We start from the raw sequence: 17,231 nt of genomic DNA on the forward strand, positions 1-17,231 counted from the left end.
GCAAGGGAACGGGCCGCCCAGCGTGGGCCGGGCGGCGGTGGACAGGGAGATAGAGCGTTACTTGACCAGTGCCGGGTCCAGCTCGTAGCCGTTTTCAGCAAACCAGCGCGCCGCACCCGGGTGCCACGGAATAAAGGTGTTCTTGTCGCGGTTTTCCGGAATGCTGGTCACCGCAGACTGGTGGATAGACACCATGCGCGGGTTGTTTTCCATGGTCAGGCGGGTGACTTCGTAGACGAAGCTCTCCGGCAGATCACAGTTGGCCACGGCGAAGTTCCACATCGCCACGGCGCGCACGTCTTCCTTGGCTGAGCCGTAGGTGCCGGCCGGGATGGTGAATTCGGAGACCGGGAAGTTGGCGACCAGTTTGTCGGCTTCTTCCTGGGTGAAGGAGATCACGTTGACGGCGGTCTGCACTTCCAATTGGCTGATGGTCGGCACCGGGATGCCGGCGGCAAAGCCGATCATGTCCAGCAGGCCGTCCTGCATCTGGCCGCCCAGGTCAGCCCAGCTGCCGTTGCGGGGTTCAAAGTCCACGCCCAGGGTTTCCATCATGCGCGGGAAGTAGCTGTCGGAGGTGGAACCAGACGGGCCAAAGCCGATGCGGGTGCCAGCCGGAATGTCGCTGATGGTTTTCACGCCGGAGCTGCCGAGGGCGGCCATGGAGAAGGGCGTTTCGAACATCGGGAACATGGCGCAGGTGTTATCCAGCGGCATGCCCGGGGCCAGCGGGCTCTTGCCCTCAATGGCGTCGCGGGCCGGGCCCATGGTGGTGAAACCGAAGGCCAAATCACCGGTGTGGACCAACGCCATGTTTTGCACCGGGCCGCCGGTTACTTCTGCGCCACCGGAAACACCGGTTTGCTCGGCGATAAAGTTGGCCCAGCCGGAACCGTAAGCGAAGTAGGTGCCGCCTTGGCTGGCTGTGCCGACGGTGAAGCTGGAGGGCCAGCCGTCGCGGTCCTGAGCGAAAGCCAGGGAGCTGGAGAGCAGGGTGGTGGCAGACAGGCCGGCAACGGCCAGGGTGCGTAAGGTTTTCATGGCATAACTCCGGTTCTTGTGTTTTTTTTGGCCCGAGTGGGTGGGCAATCACGCACAGACCAACGCAAGCGCTGTGCCACAAGAAGGAAGCTATTGTTTTATATGGATTTTGCTGGTTTTTGCTGAGGCGGTTTGGCGGGTTTTCACCCATTGTTTTTTGGTTAATGGGTGGGAAATGACCCATCGCCGCCGGAGGGCACCGAGGCGATGGGCAGGGTGGGTCAGACGGTCAGATAACGTTGGATCAGATCGTCATTCAGATCATCCATCGGGCCGCTGGCAACCATGCGCCCGCGTTCCATGATGAAGAAGCTTTCCGCCGCCCGGCGGGCGAACGGCAGCTTCTGCTCGACCAGCAGCACGGTCAGCCCCAGCTCGGTGTTGAGCTTGCGGATAACGTCGCTGATGTCGCGCACGATGTTGGGCTGAATGCCCTCGGTCGGCTCATCGAGAATCAGCAGCTTGGGGTCGAGCACCAGCGCGCGGCCAATCGCCAGTTGCTGCTGCTGACCACCGGACAGGTCGCCGCCGCGGCGGTGTTTCATTTCCTTGAGCACCGGGAACAGCTCATAGATGTGCGCGGGAATCTGCCGGGCGCGGTCGGGGCGGGCTCCGAGCGAGATTTTCAGGTTCTCTTCCACCGTCAGTAGCGGAAAGATCTCGCGCCCCTGCGGTACGTAGCCGATCCCGGAGCGGGCGCGGTTTTCGGTCGAGAGCTTGGTGATGTCGCGGCCCATCAGGCTGATCTGCCCGCTTTTCACTGGCAGCAGGCCGGTGATGCATTTGAGCAGGGTGGTCTTGCCGACGCCGTTACGGCCGAGCAGGCAGCTGCAGCTGCCTTCTTTCAGCTCCAGGTCGAGGTCCCAGAGAATGTGGCTCTGGCTGTAAAACTGGTTGATACCTTGAATGCTGAGCATGGTCATTCCCCCAAATAGACTTCGACCACACGCGGGTCATTCTGCACCTGATCCATGGTGCCTTCGGCCAGCACCGAGCCCTGGTGCAGCACGGTGACCTTGCGGGCGATGGAGCGCACGAACGCCATGTCGTGCTCGACCACGATGACCGAGTGCTTGCCCGCCAGCGAGGTCAGCAGCTCGGCGGTGTGTTCGACTTCTTCCCCGGTCATGCCGGCCACCGGCTCGTCGACCAGCAGCACGCGTGGGTTTTGCATCAGCAGCATGCCGATCTCCAGCCATTGCTTCTGGCCGTGGGAGAGGGCGCCGGCTTCCATGCGGAACTGCTCGGTGAGGCCGATCAGCTTGAGCACTTCGTCGATGCGATCGAGCTGTTCGCCGGTCAGGTTCTTGTTCAGCGTGTACCAGACGTGCTTGTTGGAGGCTGTGGCCAGCTCCAGGTTTTCGAATACCGAGAGTGCCTCGAAGATGGTCGGCTTCTGGAACTTGCGGCCGATGCCGCCCCGGGCAATCTCGTGCTCGGACAGTTTCAGCAGATTCATGCGCTGGCCGAACCAGACGCTGCCGGTATCCGGACGGGTCTTGCCGGTGATCACGTCCATCATGGTGGTCTTGCCGGCGCCGTTGGGGCCGATGATGCAGCGCAGTTCGCCGTCATCGATGTAAAGGTTCAGGTTGTTCAGCGCCTTGAAGCCGTCAAAGCTGACGCTGACGTCCTCTACATACAGGATCGGGCCGTGGGTGGTGTCGACCTTGGCGGAGAAGTCCGGCGCCGGCTGGACGAAGTCAAAGACCTGATCGCGGCGCCAGGTTTCGCGCAGTTGTTCAAGCGGGTTCATTGTTTGTCTCCCTTGCGGCTGAAGCGGTCGAACAGGCCCACGATGCCCTTGGGCAGTAGCAGGGTTACCAGTACGAACAGACCGCCGAGGATGAACAGCCAGGTTTCCGGTGAGAAGGTGGTGAAGAAGGTCTTGGCGTAGTTGACGCTGAACGCGCCGACAATGGCGCCGAACAGGGTGCCACGGCCGCCGGTTGCGACCCAGACCACCATTTCGATGGAGTTGAGCGGGGAGAACTCGCCCGGGTTGATGATGCCGACCTGCGGCACGTAAAGTGCGCCGGCCACTGCCGCCAGCATGGCGGAGAATACGAACAGCCAGAGCTTGTAGCTTTCTACCTGATAACCGCTGAAGCGGGTGCGGCTCTCGGCGTCGCGGATGGCGATGATCACCCGGCCCATGCGCGAGGTAACGATGTAGCGGCAGGCCATATAACCGATGATCAAGGCGAACGCCGAGGCCACGAACAGCCCGACCCGGGTAGTCTTGGCCGCCAGATCAAAGCCGAGGATTTCCTTGAAGTCGTTCAGGCCGTTGTTGCCGCCAAAGCCCATCTCGTTGCGGAAGAAGGCGAGCATCAGGGCGTAGGTCAGCGCCTGGGTGATGATGGCAAAGTAGACGCCGGTCACCCGCGAACGGAACGCCAGCCAGCCGAACACCAGAGCCAGCAGGCCCGGCACCAGCAGCACCATCAGCATGGCGAACCAGAACATGTCGAAGCCCTGCCAGTACCAGGGCAGCTTGTCCCAGTTGAGCACCACCATGAAGTCCATCAGCTCGGGGTGGCCGTAGACACCGCGATCGCCAATCTGGCGCATCAGGTACATGCCCATGGCGTAACCGCCCAGGCTGAAGAAGGCGCCGTGGCCAAGTGACAGGATGCCGGCGTAGCCCCAGATCAGGTCGACAGACAGGGCCAGCAGGGCAAAGCAGAGAAACTTGCCGAGCAGCGCCACGGTGTAGTTGGAAATGTACAGCGGTGAGTCAGACGGCACCGCCAGGTTGAGAATCGGCACGATGATGGCGGTGAGCAGCACCAGGCCCAGCACCAGCATCCCGCCTCGATCACTGAGTAACAGTCGTTGGGTAAGCATGCTTCCCTCGTAGAATACGTGTGGTAATGGATTGGAGGCAGTGAACTGCAGGCTGTTGAAAAACTACCTGCGTTGCCATCGCGGCGTTGAAAACAGTCTCAAAATGCTCATTTACTCTCGGTAAACTCCGCTTTTCACCTGTTTTCGCCTTGCGCTGGCTGCCTCGGCTACGTTTTTGAATAGCCTGCTAGTCAGCCGCCGCCCGTCCTTTCTGCGGGAAGAGTCCCTTGGGTTTCTTCTGGATAAACAGGATCAGCATGATCAGCACCAGTACCTTGGCGAGCATCGCGCCGGCCCAGGGCTCGAGGAAGTTGTTGATCAGACCCAGGCTCATGGCGCTGACCAGCGTGCCCCAGAGGTTACCCACGCCGCCGAATACCACGACCATGAACGAGTCGATGATGTAGGCCTGGCCGAGGTTGGGGCCGACGTTGGTGATCTGTGACAGGGCAACGCCTGCAACCCCGGCGATACCGGAACCCAGACCAAAGGTGAGTGCGTCGATCCAGTTGGAGCGCACGCCCACGGCGCGGGCCATAGCGCGGTTCTGCGAGACGGCACGGACCTTGAGGCCAAGGCTGGTGCGTTTCATCACCAGCATCAGCGCGAAGAACACCGCCAGCCCGAACAGCAGGATGTACAGGCGGGTGTAGGTGATCGACAGCACCGGATTGATGCTCAGGGTGCCGCTGATCCACTCCGGTGAGCTGACCGAGCGGTTGAGCGGGCTGAACAGGGTGCGGACGGCCTGCTGCAATACCAGGCTGAGGCCGAAGGTGGCCAGCAGGGTTTCCAGCGGGCGGCCATAAAGGAAGCGAATCACGCCGCGTTCGATGGCGATGCCGACCAGCGCGGTGATCAGAAATGCAGCCGGAATCGCAATCAGCAGGCTCCACTCGATCAGATCCGGGAACAGCACCTGAATACCCCAGGTGGTGTAGGCACCGATCATGATCAGCTCGCCGTGGGCCATGTTGATCACGCCCATTACCCCAAAGGTGATGGCCAGACCAATGGCGGCCAGCAGCAGGATGGAGCCCAGGCTGAGGCCAAAGAACACGTTTTCGATAAAGCGGTAAAAGCTGATGCGGCCCTGAATGGAGTCGATGGCCTTGGCGGCGGCGGCGCGCAGTTCAGCGTCTTCATCGTTTTCAGCGACGCTGCGCAGGGCGTTGCGGGCTTCCTGCTCCAGCGAGCCGCTGAGCGTGTCGATGGCCACGAGGCGCGCGTCACGGTTGCCGTCTTGCAGGGCAAAGAGGGCCAGGGCGGCGTCGATGGCGTCGTTGACGCGGCCGGACTCTTCATTGGGCTGATGCTGGGTCAGCAGAGCGGCCGTCTCGGCGTCTACGCCGTCACGGATAAAGCGCTGCACGGCGGCGTAGCGCTTGTCGCTGTCGGGGTGGCTGAGGTTGAGCTGGGCAACCATGCCGCGTAGTTGGGTGCGCAGGCTGTTGTTGACCGGGATGCGGCGCAGTCCACTGGTGCCGGTCAGGTCGGTGCCGTTCAGAGCATCGGTCAGGGTGTCGCCGCTGCGAATGGCAACAACCGGTGGTTTGTCCTTGTTGGCCAGCAGGTCGCCGGCGATCAGGGCGGTGAAAATGTCAGCCAGGCGTTCGTCCTGCTGGCTGGCGAGTTGTTCAACGGTGGTGGCGCGCTGACGCAGGTTGCCGGTAGGCAGCTGACGTACCAGCTCGTCAAAGGTGGGCTGTGCGGTGGCGGCCTCAGGGGTTTCCTGGGCGCTGACGTGCAGGGGCAGACTGCACAGACACAGCAGCAGCAAGCGACTAAGCCATTGCTGCACGGCATGCCGGGGTGTCAAACGGCAGGTCGGGATCATGGTCATGTCCTGATTGGGTGGCGGGTGGAACATCGCAACGGGGCGTCGCTGCGCCCCGCTGACAGTGGCGGGCAGTTATCTGTCCGCCGGGTGGGCTGCTTATTCGGCAGTGGCGCCAACGCAGCTCTTGGTTTCGGTGTTGTAGTTGCCGCAGCTGATCGGTGCGGTCCAGTCGGAGATCAGGTCCTTGCTGCCTTCCAGGTAGTCGGACCAGGCATCGCCCGGCACCAGCTCGTCAGTGCTGGAGACGGTCAGGAACTGGCCGTCGTCCTGGATTTCACCAATCAGAACCGGCTTGGTGATGTGGTGGTTGGCAAGCATGGTGCTGGTACCGCCGGTCAGGTTGGGTACTTCTACGCCAACCATGGCGTCGATGACCTTGTCGGTGTCGGTGGTGCCAGCCGCTTCGACCGCTTTGATCCACATGTTGAAGCCGATGTAGTGCGCTTCCATCGGGTCATTGGTGACGCGCTTGGTGTCGCCGATGTAGTTGTGCCAGGCCTGGATGAAGGCTTCGTTTTCCGGAGTCTCTTCGCTCATGAAGTAGTTCCAGGCAGCCATGTGGCCGACCAGCGGAGCGGTGTCGATACCGGAGAGCTCTTCTTCACCAACCGAGAAGGCAACAACCGGAATGTCTTCAGCGGAAACGCCCTGGTTACCCAGTTCGCGGTAGAAGGGCACGTTGGCGTCACCGTTGATGGTGGATACCACGGCGGTCTTCTTGCCGGCGCTGCCAAAACGTTTGATCTCGGCCACGATGTTCTGCCAGTCAGCATGGCCGAACGGGGTGTAGTTGATCATGATGTCTTCTTCCGCCACGCCGTTGGCCTTCAGGTAGGCTTCCAGAATGCGGTTGGTGGTACGCGGGTAAACGTAGTCGGTGCCGGCCAGAACCCAGCGCTCGATGCCCAGTTCGTCTTTCAGGTAATCAACCGCCGGAATGGCTTGCTGGTTAGGCGCAGCGCCGGTGTAGAACACGTTGCGGGAGGACTCTTCACCTTCGTACTGCACCGGGTAGAAGAGGATGCCGTTCAGCTCTTCAACCACCGGCAGAACGGATTTGCGGGAGACGGAGGTCCAGCAACCGAAGATCGCATCGACGCCGTGTTGCTCCAGCAGCTCGCGGGTGCGCTCTGCGAACAGCGGCCAGTTGGAGGCAGGGTCTACAACGACTGGCTCAAGCTGCTTGCCGAGCAGGCCGCCCTTTTTGTTCTGCTCTTCGATCAGCATCAGCATGGTGTCTTTGAGCGTGGTTTCCGAGATGGCCATGGTGCCGGACAGCGAGTGCAGCACGCCGACCTTGATGGTTTCCTCGGCCTGTGCGCTCATCGCCCCAAGAGCCATGCCACAGGCAACGCCCAGCGCGCCGACCTGTTTGACGATCTTCTTCAGAGTCATGTTCCTTTCCTTCTCTGTTGTTGTCTGGAGTGCCGGCAGGTGTTTCGCCGCCTGCAGAGTAGAGAGCAGGTAACGTGCCAATGTTTGACAATGCGTGACAATGTCAGCCGCAGAGCCTGTTTCAGAGGGTCTGCGCAGGTTTGTGGGGAGGCACTGCTGTCGGCTTCCCTGAATTGGCGTGCCCTTTTTTGGTGCAACGCCCTACTGCGGTGCGGTGGCGACGATTGGGCGTTCTCTGTCTGTTTGTATATGATGCGCATTCTTATTTGCATTGAGGGCGCAGCATGTCGGGGCCGCTGGGACATATCCTGATTGTCGAAGATGACCGGCAGCTGAGCGGGCAGCTGGGCCAGTTGCTGGAGCATGCCGGCTACGGTGTGCAGTGCTGCGGTGATGGCAGTGCGGGGCTTGAGCTGGCGCTGCGCGAGCAGCACGACCTGTTGCTGCTGGACGTCAAGTTGCCGGGCCTGAACGGCTTCAGTCTGCTCAAGCGCTTGCGTCAGCACAGCCGCATGCCGGTGATCATGGTCACCGCCTCCAACGCTGAAGAAGAGCGCATTCGCGGCTTGCGTCATGGCGCGGACGACTATCTGGCCAAGCCCTACAGCCTGGAAGAACTGCAACTGCGCATTGATGCGGTGCTGCGTCGCGTGCGCCCCGTTGGTGCGCGGCAGCCCGAGCCGGAGCAACTGGCGGTTGGCTCGCTGCGGCTGGACCGCGCCCAGCAATGGGCCGAGGCGGGCGGTATGCGCCTTGATCTGACGCCCCTGCAGTTTCGCCTGCTCTGGCAACTGGTCGCGCAGCGTGGCGAGGTGCTGTCCAAACCTTACCTTTACCGCGTGGTGCTGGATCGTGAGTTCAGCCGCTATGACCGCAGCCTGGACATGCATATCAGCCGTATCCGGCGACGCCTGATTGATGCCGGGCTGGGCGATGTGCTGCAAACCCAGCATGGCAGGGGATATCTGTTCGCATGAATCGGCGGCTGTGGTGGAAGCTGTGTCTGACCCTGGTGGTGGGTATGCTGGTGCTGTTCTGGGCTATCTCTCAACTGGCGCTGCAGACAGAAGAGGCGATGAGCTTTATAGATGAAGGCCACCAGCAAACCCTGCGCAGTTACGCGGCACAGGCAGAGGCGTTGCACAACGCCGGCGACGAGCAGGCACTGGCGCGCTGGCTGGAAACGGTGCAGCAGCAGGAGAACACCTGGGCCGGTGTGGTACGCACCCAACTGACGCCGCTGGGTGGCACGGTCGTGCCCGCCGGATATGACGATGGCATTGCGCTCGGGCGCGACCTGTCATGGAAGATCCACCTCTACTTTGCCGAAAATCCGGTGATGGATGTGCCCTTTGCCGATGGGCATACGCGCTTTCTAATAAAGTTGCCGCAGCGCATGCGCCCCGGCAACTACTGGACCCACTCGCGCGTGCTGCTGCAGGTGGTGCTGCCCTTTACCGTACTGTTGATCATTTGCCTGCTGCTCTATCGTCATTTGATGCACCCATTGCGTAGGCTGGAGCAGGCGACCCGGCGTTTTCGTGATGGTGACTACAGCGCTCGCGTGGGCAATGAGCTGCGCGGGCGCAAGGATGAACTGGCCGGTCTGGCCAAGGTTTTTGATGCGATGGCCGAGCGCACCGAAGAGCTGATTCTGCATCAACGCCAACGGCTGGCGGATATGTCCCACGAGCTGCGCACGCCGCTCACGCGGATTGAGATGGCCGTCAGCCTGGCGCGCCAGCAGGGCGGCGATGCGGTGTTGCTGGAGCGTATCCGCGGTGAATGCAATGGCATGCGCCAACTGGTAGAGGATGCCCTGACTCTGAGCTGGATTGAGCAGGAAGCGCCGGTGCTGCGTGATGAGTCGCTGGACCTGACCGAGCTGCTCGACAGCCTGATTGACGACGCCCGCTTCGAGTTCGCTGATCGCGAGCTGCAGGTCTCGCTGCCGCCGGTCGCGCCGCTGAGCCGCAGTAGCCATCGGGCACTGGGGCAGGCTATCGAAAATGTACTGCGCAATGCGCTGGACCACACGCCGGCAGGCGGTGTGGTGCGGTTGGCGCTGGTTGAGCTGAACGACAGCTGGCAGCTGACCGTCAGTGATCAGGGCAAGGGCGTTGCGGATGAGCTGCTGGAAGACATCTTCCAGCCGTTCTTCCGTGCTCCGCAAACGGCGCCCGGTGGGGCTGAGCGCGCAGGTTTTGGGCTGGGGCTGGCGCTGGCACGGCGGCAGATTATGGCAACCGGCGGCAGCATCGCGGCCTGTGCCGCGGATAACGGTGGCCTGTGCATGGTTATCCGCTTACCCAAGGGCTGAAAGGTAACAAATGTAAAAGCGGTTTGATTTTTGTCTCTGCTAAACAAGAATGTTGCGCAAATAAGAATATATGCCAACAAATATGCAGAGGATGCAGTATGCACCGTTACCCCACAGCAGGTCGCGCTGGCCTGCCATTTCGTCTTTGTACTCTGGCGCTCGCACTGGCGGCAGCCAGCGCCCAGGCCGAAGAGCCTGCCGAATTGCCCACCCTGGATGTGACCGGCCAGCACATCCAGGAAGCTGAAGTGACTAACGAGACGCTGGAGCATTTTCAGGCTACGGACCTGGAAGATGTGTTTGCGTCTGAGCCGGAAGTCAGCGTTGGCGGCGGCCATAGCGTGGCGCAGAAGCTGTATCTGCGCGGTGTTGAAGACACCATGGTGAATATCAGCATTGATGGAGCCCAGCAGGTCGGTCAGACCTTTCACCACACCGGTCGTATCAATGTCGAGCCCGAGCTGCTGAAGGCGGTCGACGTCAAGGCCGGTACGCCTGACGCTTTGGCTGGTCCGGGTGCACTGGGTGGTGCCATCCGTTTTGAAACCAAGGACCCGGAAGACCTGCTGCGCCCCGGCGAGTCCGCTGGCGCCTTGCTCAAGACCACCTACTTCAGTAACGCCGAAGGCTTCAAGGGTAACGGTACCCTGTTTGGCCGTCTGAACGATGCCTGGTCCGGCATGCTGATGGCCACCTATCAGGATCTGGATGATTTCGAGGATGGTAACGGCGACACCGTGGCTGCGACCGGCGCTCGTCAGTCGCTTGGTTTCGGCAAGGTGGTGGGGCATCTGACTGACACCCAGACCGTGCGCTTGAGCTATGAGCGGCGTGAGGATGCGGGGTTGCGTAACCAGCGCCCGCAGTGGCAAGCCAGCAGCTGGAACCCCAGCTACCCGCTGGAAAACGTGCGTGAAACCTGGAATGTCGGCTATGAGCTGGCGCCCAGCGATAACCCGCTGCTGCACCTGGAGGTCTCGGCCTATCACACCGAGAACCAGTTGGAGCAGAACGTCATCGGTCGTTGGGGTATTTATGGCGCGCAGACTCAGTCCTGGGGTGGTGATGTGCGCAACACCAGCCGCCTGGGCGGCCATGAGCTGACCTACGGCGTGGACTATCGGCGCGACAGCCTGACCGCTGGCCCGGGCAGTAACCCGGATGCGAACGAGCAGCAGGGCAAGGTGTACGGCGTTTTTGTGCAGGACTACTGGAGCCTGGGTGAGCGCTGGCTGCTGGGCCTTGGCGGGCGTTATGACCGCTACCAGCTAGATGGCAATCTGGGCGAGCGCTTCCGCGAAAGCGGCTTCAGCCCCAACGCCAGCCTGCGCTTTCAGGCCACCGATAGCCTTGGGTTGTGGGTGTCTCATGCGCGTGCCTTCCGCGGGCCGCAGATTCGTGACGGCTTCAAGGTCGACATTGCGCCGCTGGACCCGAACCTCAAACCTGAAAAGGCGCGCAGCAACGAGATCGGCTTCGATTACGTCAGTGGTGGCTGGTTGCTGTCCGGTAAGTACTATCGCTCGACCATTCAGGACGCCATCGGCGACCCCGAACCGCGCCCGCGTATTTATGAAAACGCGGGTGATCTGGAGTCCAGGGGCTACCTGCTGGAAACCGCCTACCACTGGAGTCAGCTCCGTGTCGGCATGAGCTACCACCATAACGACACTGACCTGAACGACGGCTACGACCTGAACATATGGCAGCACAATGGACTGGGCACCACCATTGGTGACACCTGGACCCTGAGTGCTGACTATCGCTTCAGCGAATCGCTGGAAATGGGTTGGCAGGGCCGCTTTGTCGAGCAGGTGTCGGTGGATACGCTGGTGGGCGAAATCGACAAGGCCGGTTATGGCGTACAGGACGTCTACGCCAACTGGATGGTCCTCGACGACGAGCGCCTGACCCTGTCGTTGACGGTCAAGAACCTGTTCGACAAGCAGTATCTGGATCACGCCAGCAATGGCGACTTTGAGGCTATCCCCGGCTATGAAGGCGTAATTGGTGCTTACGAGCCAGGCCGTGAAATCCGTTTGGGTATGGCGATGCGGTTCTAGGCGTTTGCCGCTACGCAAAACGGCCAACCCGAGAGGGTTGGCCGTTTTTTTGTTTCTGCCGGATCAATTGGGAGAGGCTCCCTGCCGATCGACTGTTGCATAGTGCTGTATTTGAGTCAGCTTTTCGCCTTTCACGGCGAGCCAAGGGGGGCTGCTTGCCCAGCCCCCAAAGGGAAGCACTAACCCATTTCACATGCCCTCTGGCGCTCAGGCCGGTCCGCAATCAAGGCGTGGTTTCGATGGCATGTCGGGACCTGTCGAGAAATCACAACGCAGGGTGCGGACCGGCCTGAACGCCCCGTAGGGCGAGCGCTCAAGCATGCATCTGACTGCGTTGCGCTGTTTGCCAATAGAACCACTATTGGCTGCACATCGCGCCTTGCATCTGCATGCTTGAGCACTCGCGGAGGGCGTGTGAAATGGGTTAGTGCTTCCCTGAACCCCCCGGGCACCCGACTACGCGGCCCTTCGGGTTCGCTGCGTTGCTCGGTCTGACGGGGAGCCGTAAAACTCGGCGCTTCGCGCCTCAGACATCCTACGGCTCTTTTTCCCGTCAGCCCTGCGCTACTCGCCCGCGTAAACGGGACGAACCCCATGTGCACACTTCACCACCGGTGCTTTCGGAAACAGCGTCAGACCAGCTCGATGGCAACCGCCGTCGCCTCACCACCACCGATACACAGCGAGGCAACCCCGCGCTTGCCGCCGGTCTGTTGCAGGGCGTTGATCAGGGTGATGATGATGCGCGAGCCGGTGGAGCCGACCGGGTGGCCCTGGGCGCAGGCGCCGCCGTAGATGTTGACCTTGGCGTGGTCCAGGCCGTGTTCACGCATCGCCAGCATGGCGACCATGGCAAAGGCTTCGTTGATTTCGAACAGGTCAACGTCGGCTGCGCTCCAGCCGGTTTTGTTGAACAGGTTGGTCATGGCGCCAATCGGGGCCAGGGTGAACTCGCTCGGGTCCTGGCTCTGGGTGGCGTGGGCAACGATGCGGGCGAGTGGCTTGAGGCCACGGCGCTCGGCCTCGGCTGCGGTCATCATGACCAGCGCGCTGGCGCCGTCGGAGATGGAGCTGGCGTTGGCGGCGGTGACGGTGCCGTCTTTTTTGAACGCGGGCTTCAGGCTGGGGATCTTGTCCAAGTTGGCATTGAGCGGCTGCTCGTCGTCTTTGACCACGACTTCGCCCTTGCGGGTCTTGACGGTCACCGGGACGATTTCGCTGGCCAGCGTGCCGTTCTCGATGGCGGCCTGGGCGCGCTTGAGCGACTCGATGGCGTAGGCGTCCATCTCTTCACGGGTCAGGCCGTACTGGTCGGCCGTGTCCTGGGCAAAGGAGCCCATCAGGCGACCGGTGCGGGCGTCTTCCAGACCATCAAAGAACATGTGGTCCTTGATCTCGCCATGACCCATGCGCAGACCGCTGCGGGCCTTCTCAATAATGTACGGCGCGTTGGACATGCTCTCCATGCCGCCGGCAACCATGATGCTATTGCTGCCGGCCTTGAGCGCGTCGTGGGCCTGCATCACGGCTTTCATGCCGGAGCCGCACAGCTTATTAATGGTGGTACAGCCAGTCGCCGCTGGCAGGCCAGCGTTGAGGCTGGCCTGACGGGCGGGGCCTTGCTTCAGGCCGGCGGGCAGGACGCAGCCCATGATGACCTCGTCGACGTCAGTGGCGGCGATGCCGGCACGGGCAACCGCTTCACGGATGCTGATGGCGCCCAGATCAACAGCGCTGATGCTGGACAGGCTGCCCTGAAAACCACCCATGGGGGTGCGTGCGCCCCCGACGATTACGATGCTTTGGTCCGACATGACAGCTCCTGATAGAGGTTGATTTTGCTTGTTTAGACTGTGGCGGGCGTTCTGGTCACAAAACGACTTTGTTTACAATTATACGCATGATGGTGCCAATGAAAATCCGTATGATGATTTCGCTTGCGCTTGGCGAATCAGTCTGCACACTTGAAGTGGCTGGTCGGCAGCGCTTTACGACCGCTTCCATGCCCTGACAATCCCAACAACAGTAGGTCATTCAATGCTCAATACTCGAATCCTCAAGCCGGCCGACGAGGCTCACTCCACTCCGCTGCTGATCAAGAACCTGTTGCTGACCGGCCAGCGTTACGAGCCGACGCAGGAGATCATCTACCGTGACCTGGTGCGCTACGATTACCGCACCTTTAATGAGCGTGTGTGCCGTGCTGCCGATGCTCTGACCAAAGCGGGCGTCAAGGCGGGTGATACGGTTGCGATGATGGACTGGGACAGCCACCGTTATCTGGAGTGCATGTTTGCCGTACCCATGATCGGCGCGGTGATGCACACCATCAACGTCCGTTTGTCCCCGGATCAGATTCTCTACACGATGAATCACGCCGAAGACATCGTGGTACTGATCAACAGCGAGTTCGTGCCGATCTACAAGGCCATCGAAGACCAACTGACCACCGTCACCACCACCATTCTGTTGACGGACGAAGCAGACAAGACCGCGGATCTGCCGGGCTTTGCCGGTGAGTATGAGCAACTGCTGGCCGCTGCTGAGCCGACCTACGACTTCCCGGACTTTGACGAGAACTCGGTCGCCACCACCTTCTACACCACTGGCACCACCGGCAACCCCAAGGGCGTGTATTTCACCCATCGTCAGTTGGTGCTGCACACCCTTGGCCAGGCTACTTCAATGGCCGCGCTGGACAGCGTGCGCCTGTTGGGCAACCGCGATGTGTACATGCCGATCACACCGATGTTCCATGTTCACGCCTGGGGCCTGCCTTATACGGCAACCATGCTGGGGGTAAAACAGGTTTATCCCGGTCGCTATGAGCCGGAGCGTCTGGTGCAGATGATCAAGGACCACAAGGTCACCTTCTCGCACTGCGTACCTACCATCCTGCAGATGGTACTCAATGCCGAAGGCGCAAAAGATTTCGACTTTGGCGGTATGCGGGTGATTATCGGCGGTAGCGCCCTCAATCGCTCGTTGTACAACGCGGCCAAGGCCAAGGGCATGCAACTGGGGGCAGCCTATGGCATGTCCGAGACCTGCCCGCTGATTTCTGCCGGCTATATCAACCTCGAGGATGAAGCCGCCAGCGAGGAACAGCGCATTTCCCAGCGCATTAAGGCCGGTGTACCTGGCCCGTTGGTTGAGGCACGACTCATGGCCGCTGACGGCAGCTTCCTGCCGAAGGATGGTGTAACCCAGGGCGAGCTGGTGCTGCGTGCACCCTGGCTGACCCAGGCCTACTTCCGCGAGCCGGAGAAGAGCCAGGAGCTGTGGGCCGGCGGTTGGATGCATACCGGCGACGTGGCCACCATCAGCCCGGCAGGCACTATCGAAATCCGCGATCGCATCAAGGACGTGATCAAGACCGGTGGCGAGTGGCTGTCCTCCCTGGAGCTGGAAGACCGTATCAGTCGCAGCCCGCTGATCGCTGAGGTGGCTGTGGTCGGTATCCCCGATCCGCGCTGGGATGAACGCCCGTTTGCGCTGGTCGTGCCGGCTGCCGGTCAGACCGTGACCGCTCAGGCGATTGCCGATCACCTGATGCCGAGCGTCGAAGAAGGCCACATCAACAAGTGGGCAATTCCGCGCCAGATCGCTGTGGTATCGGAAATTCCCAAGACCAGTGTCGGCAAGCTCGACAAGAAGCGTATCCGTGGTGATATCGCCGGCTGGCTGGAGTCCGAGGCAAGCTGCATCTCCTCGCTGGACTAAGCTGGCTGCGCTGAGACAGGCCGCACCGGGCGTTGCCCGCTGCGGCCTTTTTTGTGCCCGGCGTTTGCTGCTCAGTGTGGTTCATCTATTAATAAATGTCTCAAACGATCGTTTGCACAAGATGTTGATTTTTCTGCTGTAAGTGCTGATTTTGGTGGGTTTTTGCGTTATTCGGCTGGTTTATTGTCGTGTCTTCGCGGGACACTCAGGCTTGATTAGCTCGCACTCACGCAGTAGAGTCATGGCCCTCTCAAGTCTTATAAAAAACCTAATAAATCCGTCGCTGCTTACCCTTGTTGTCTACTCTTTGGGTAATGCGGGCGATGTTGTGCGTCTGAAGGTCTGACGGCAGGCACCGCGTGTGCCCCTTGAGGGAATCACACCGGTCATGGTCGTTGCAGCTCTGCGCTGGGCCGGTCACCCCAAACAACTCCAAGCAGAACAGGGCGAATCAATGAAACCCACACATCTTGCATCTACACTCCTGGCCTCCGCGCTGCTGGCGCCGTCTGCCTTCGCCGCCGTGAGCGAGCAGGAAGCCGCCAAGCTGGGCGACAGCCTGACTCCGATCGGTGCAGAAACCGCAGGCAACGCAGCGGGCACCATCCCCGCCTGGACCGGCGGTCTGGCGACCGACGCCGCGCCTGTCGACGGCAATGGCTTTCTGTCCAACCCCTACAGTGGTGAGCAGCCGCTGTTTGTGATCACCGCCGCCAACTACGAGCAATACGCTGATAACCTGGCGCCGGGCCAGATCGCGATGTTCAAGCGCTACCCCGACACCTTCAAGATGCGCGTATTCCCCAGCCACCGTTCTGCTGCCTTCCCGCAGGCTGTCTATGACGCCACTGCGAAGAACGCGACCAACACCACGTTGGTACAGGGCGGTAACGGCCTGGAGAACTACTCTGTGGCCAATGCCTTCCCGATCCCGGCTGACGGCCTGGAAGTGGTCTGGAACCACGTCACCCGCTACCGTGGTGAGTCCTTCCAGCGCACCGTGGTGCAAGCCACTCCGCAGATTAACGGCAACTACAACGTTGTTCGCTTTGTAGAAGAGTATGCGATCCCGACTGGCCTGCAGGACTACCAGGCCGGCAGCGCGACCGACATGCTGTACTACTTCAAGCAACAGGTGACCGACCCGGCACGTCTGGCCGGTAACGTGCTGCTGGTTCACGAGACCATCAACCAGGTAGCCACCCCGCGTATGGCGTGGATCTACAACGCCGGTCAGCGCCGCGTTCGTCGCGCTCCGCAGGTCTCCTACGACGGCCCAGGTACTGCTGCTGACGGCATGCGCACCTCCGACAACCTCGACCTGTACAACGGCGCTCCGGATCGTTACGACTGGGAGCTGGTGGGCAAGCGCGAGATGTTCATCTCCTACAACAACTACGAGCTGGGCTCGCCGCAGGTCAAGTACGACCAGATCTTCCAGGCTGGTCATATCAACCAGGATCTGGCGCGCTATGAGCTGCACCGCGTCTGGGAAGTGGTTGCCAACGTCAAGCCGACTGAGCGTCACATCTACGCCAAGCGTCACATGTTTATCGACGAGGACTCCTGGCAGGCCGCTCACATCGACCACTACGATGGTCGTGGCGAGCTGTGGCGTGTAGGCGAGGCGCATGCTATTCAGCGTTATGCTGACGGCGTGTTGGGCTACACCATGGAAACCCTGTACGACCTGATCGCCGGTCGTTACCTGGTCATGGGTGCCAACAACGAAGAGCGTAGCAACTACAGCTATGGCTATGAGTTGACCGGCGCCGAGTTCACTCCGACTGCTCTTCGTCAGTCTGGCGTGCGCTAAGCGTTCGTTGCAGGAACCAAAACGCCCGGCTTTGCCGTAATGCTGTTCACTTAATAGAAACGCCGCGCTCCGAATAGGGGTGCGGCGTTTTCCATTGCATGTTTTTTGAGCTTGGGAATAGCACCATCCCTTTTGGATGGGCTGGAAAATATAAAAAATCCCGCTGCCGAACGCTCGGCAGCG

The 17,231-nt window shown here is 60.9% G+C and carries 12 protein-coding genes; 5 read left to right on the plus strand and 7 right to left on the minus strand.

What is annotated here, in order from left to right; translation table 11 throughout:
* Nucleotides 1–57: 57 nt before the first annotated feature.
* The 6 genes from BM116_RS05260 to urtA form a co-directional block, all read right to left on the minus strand.
* Nucleotides 58–1,041, minus strand: coding sequence for a TAXI family TRAP transporter solute-binding subunit (locus BM116_RS05260; RefSeq protein ID WP_083728724.1), 984 nt, complete (start codon nucleotides 1,039–1,041; stop codon nucleotides 58–60).
* Between the two features lie 221 nt (nucleotides 1,042–1,262).
* The gene (gene urtE, locus BM116_RS05265; protein WP_083728722.1) at nucleotides 1,263–1,958 is read right to left on the minus strand and encodes an urea ABC transporter ATP-binding subunit UrtE; all 696 of its coding nucleotides are present in this window, start codon (nucleotides 1,956–1,958) and stop codon (nucleotides 1,263–1,265) included.
* 2 nt (nucleotides 1,959–1,960) lie between these two features.
* On the minus strand, nucleotides 1,961–2,797 hold the full coding sequence (gene urtD, locus BM116_RS05270; RefSeq protein WP_083728720.1) for an urea ABC transporter ATP-binding protein UrtD: 837 nt from the start codon (nucleotides 2,795–2,797) through the stop codon (nucleotides 1,961–1,963).
* Nucleotides 2,794–3,852: an urea ABC transporter permease subunit UrtC gene (gene urtC, locus BM116_RS05275; protein ID WP_235846705.1), complete on the minus strand. Its 1,059-nt coding sequence runs from the start codon at nucleotides 3,850–3,852 to the stop codon at nucleotides 2,794–2,796. The genes urtD and urtC overlap by 4 nt, the downstream gene beginning before the upstream one ends.
* A gap of 226 nt (nucleotides 3,853–4,078) precedes the next feature.
* Nucleotides 4,079–5,728 (minus strand): urea ABC transporter permease subunit UrtB, encoded by a 1,650-nt coding sequence (gene urtB, locus BM116_RS05280; protein WP_083728715.1) that lies wholly within the window; start codon nucleotides 5,726–5,728, stop codon nucleotides 4,079–4,081.
* Nucleotides 5,729–5,827: 99 nt separating this feature from the next.
* A complete protein-coding gene (gene urtA / locus BM116_RS05285; protein WP_407920303.1) occupies nucleotides 5,828–7,072 on the minus strand; it encodes an urea ABC transporter substrate-binding protein in 1,245 nt (414 codons plus the stop codon).
* A gap of 338 nt (nucleotides 7,073–7,410) precedes the next feature.
* On the opposite strand from urtA, the gene BM116_RS05290 reads away from it, so the two are divergent.
* From BM116_RS05290 to BM116_RS05300, 3 genes are all read left to right on the plus strand, one after another.
* A complete protein-coding gene (locus tag BM116_RS05290; RefSeq protein WP_083728711.1) occupies nucleotides 7,411–8,103 on the plus strand; it encodes a response regulator transcription factor in 693 nt (230 codons plus the stop codon).
* Complete coding sequence (locus BM116_RS05295) at nucleotides 8,100–9,446, plus strand: sensor histidine kinase (RefSeq protein WP_083728709.1); 1,347 nt, start codon at nucleotides 8,100–8,102, stop codon at nucleotides 9,444–9,446. The genes BM116_RS05290 and BM116_RS05295 overlap by 4 nt, the downstream gene beginning before the upstream one ends.
* 98 nt (nucleotides 9,447–9,544) lie before the next feature.
* Nucleotides 9,545–11,509 (plus strand): TonB-dependent receptor domain-containing protein, encoded by a 1,965-nt coding sequence (locus BM116_RS05300; protein ID WP_083728707.1) that lies wholly within the window; start codon nucleotides 9,545–9,547, stop codon nucleotides 11,507–11,509.
* 632 nt (nucleotides 11,510–12,141) lie between these two features.
* On the opposite strand, the gene BM116_RS05305 is transcribed toward BM116_RS05300, so the two are convergent.
* Nucleotides 12,142–13,323, minus strand: a complete 1,182-nt coding sequence (locus BM116_RS05305; RefSeq protein WP_083727495.1) for an acetyl-CoA C-acyltransferase — start codon at nucleotides 13,321–13,323, stop codon at nucleotides 12,142–12,144.
* A 223-nt stretch (nucleotides 13,324–13,546) separates the two neighbouring features.
* Between BM116_RS05305 and BM116_RS05310 the strand changes: the two genes are divergently transcribed.
* Nucleotides 13,547–15,232, plus strand: a complete 1,686-nt coding sequence (locus BM116_RS05310) for a fatty acid--CoA ligase (RefSeq protein WP_083727497.1) — start codon at nucleotides 13,547–13,549, stop codon at nucleotides 15,230–15,232.
* Between the two features lie 454 nt (nucleotides 15,233–15,686).
* Complete coding sequence (locus BM116_RS05315; protein WP_083727596.1) at nucleotides 15,687–17,048, plus strand: DUF1329 domain-containing protein; 1,362 nt, start codon at nucleotides 15,687–15,689, stop codon at nucleotides 17,046–17,048.
* Nucleotides 17,049–17,231: the final 183 nt, after the last annotated feature.

Origin of the sequence: Halopseudomonas pachastrellae (assembly GCF_900114765.1) — a bacterium.
GTDB classification, from domain to species: domain Bacteria; phylum Pseudomonadota; class Gammaproteobacteria; order Pseudomonadales; family Pseudomonadaceae; genus Halopseudomonas; species Halopseudomonas pachastrellae.

What these genes read in the sequence shown, in the direction of transcription:
- BM116_RS05260 (WP_083728724.1), bottom strand. Translation starts at nt 1,041, where the DNA reads ATGAAAACCTTACGCACCCTGGCCGTTGCCGGCCTGTCTGCCACCACC.
- urtE (WP_083728722.1), bottom strand. Translation starts at nt 1,958, where the DNA reads ATGCTCAGCATTCAAGGTATCAACCAGTTTTACAGCCAGAGCCACATT.
- urtD (WP_083728720.1), bottom strand. Translation starts at nt 2,797, where the DNA reads ATGAACCCGCTTGAACAACTGCGCGAAACCTGGCGCCGCGATCAGGTC.
- urtC (WP_235846705.1), bottom strand. Translation starts at nt 3,852, where the DNA reads ATGCTGGTGCTGGGCCTGGTGCTGCTCACCGCCATCATCGTGCCGATT.
- urtB (WP_083728715.1), bottom strand. Translation starts at nt 5,728, where the DNA reads ATGATCCCGACCTGCCGTTTGACACCCCGGCATGCCGTGCAGCAATGG.
- urtA (WP_407920303.1), bottom strand. Translation starts at nt 7,072, where the DNA reads ATGGCTCTTGGGGCGATGAGCGCACAGGCCGAGGAAACCATCAAGGTC.
- BM116_RS05290 (WP_083728711.1), top strand. Translation starts at nt 7,411, where the DNA reads ATGTCGGGGCCGCTGGGACATATCCTGATTGTCGAAGATGACCGGCAG.
- BM116_RS05295 (WP_083728709.1), top strand. Translation starts at nt 8,100, where the DNA reads ATGAATCGGCGGCTGTGGTGGAAGCTGTGTCTGACCCTGGTGGTGGGT.
- BM116_RS05300 (WP_083728707.1), top strand. Translation starts at nt 9,545, where the DNA reads ATGCACCGTTACCCCACAGCAGGTCGCGCTGGCCTGCCATTTCGTCTT.
- BM116_RS05305 (WP_083727495.1), bottom strand. Translation starts at nt 13,323, where the DNA reads ATGTCGGACCAAAGCATCGTAATCGTCGGGGGCGCACGCACCCCCATG.
- BM116_RS05310 (WP_083727497.1), top strand. Translation starts at nt 13,547, where the DNA reads ATGCTCAATACTCGAATCCTCAAGCCGGCCGACGAGGCTCACTCCACT.
- BM116_RS05315 (WP_083727596.1), top strand. Translation starts at nt 15,687, where the DNA reads ATGAAACCCACACATCTTGCATCTACACTCCTGGCCTCCGCGCTGCTG.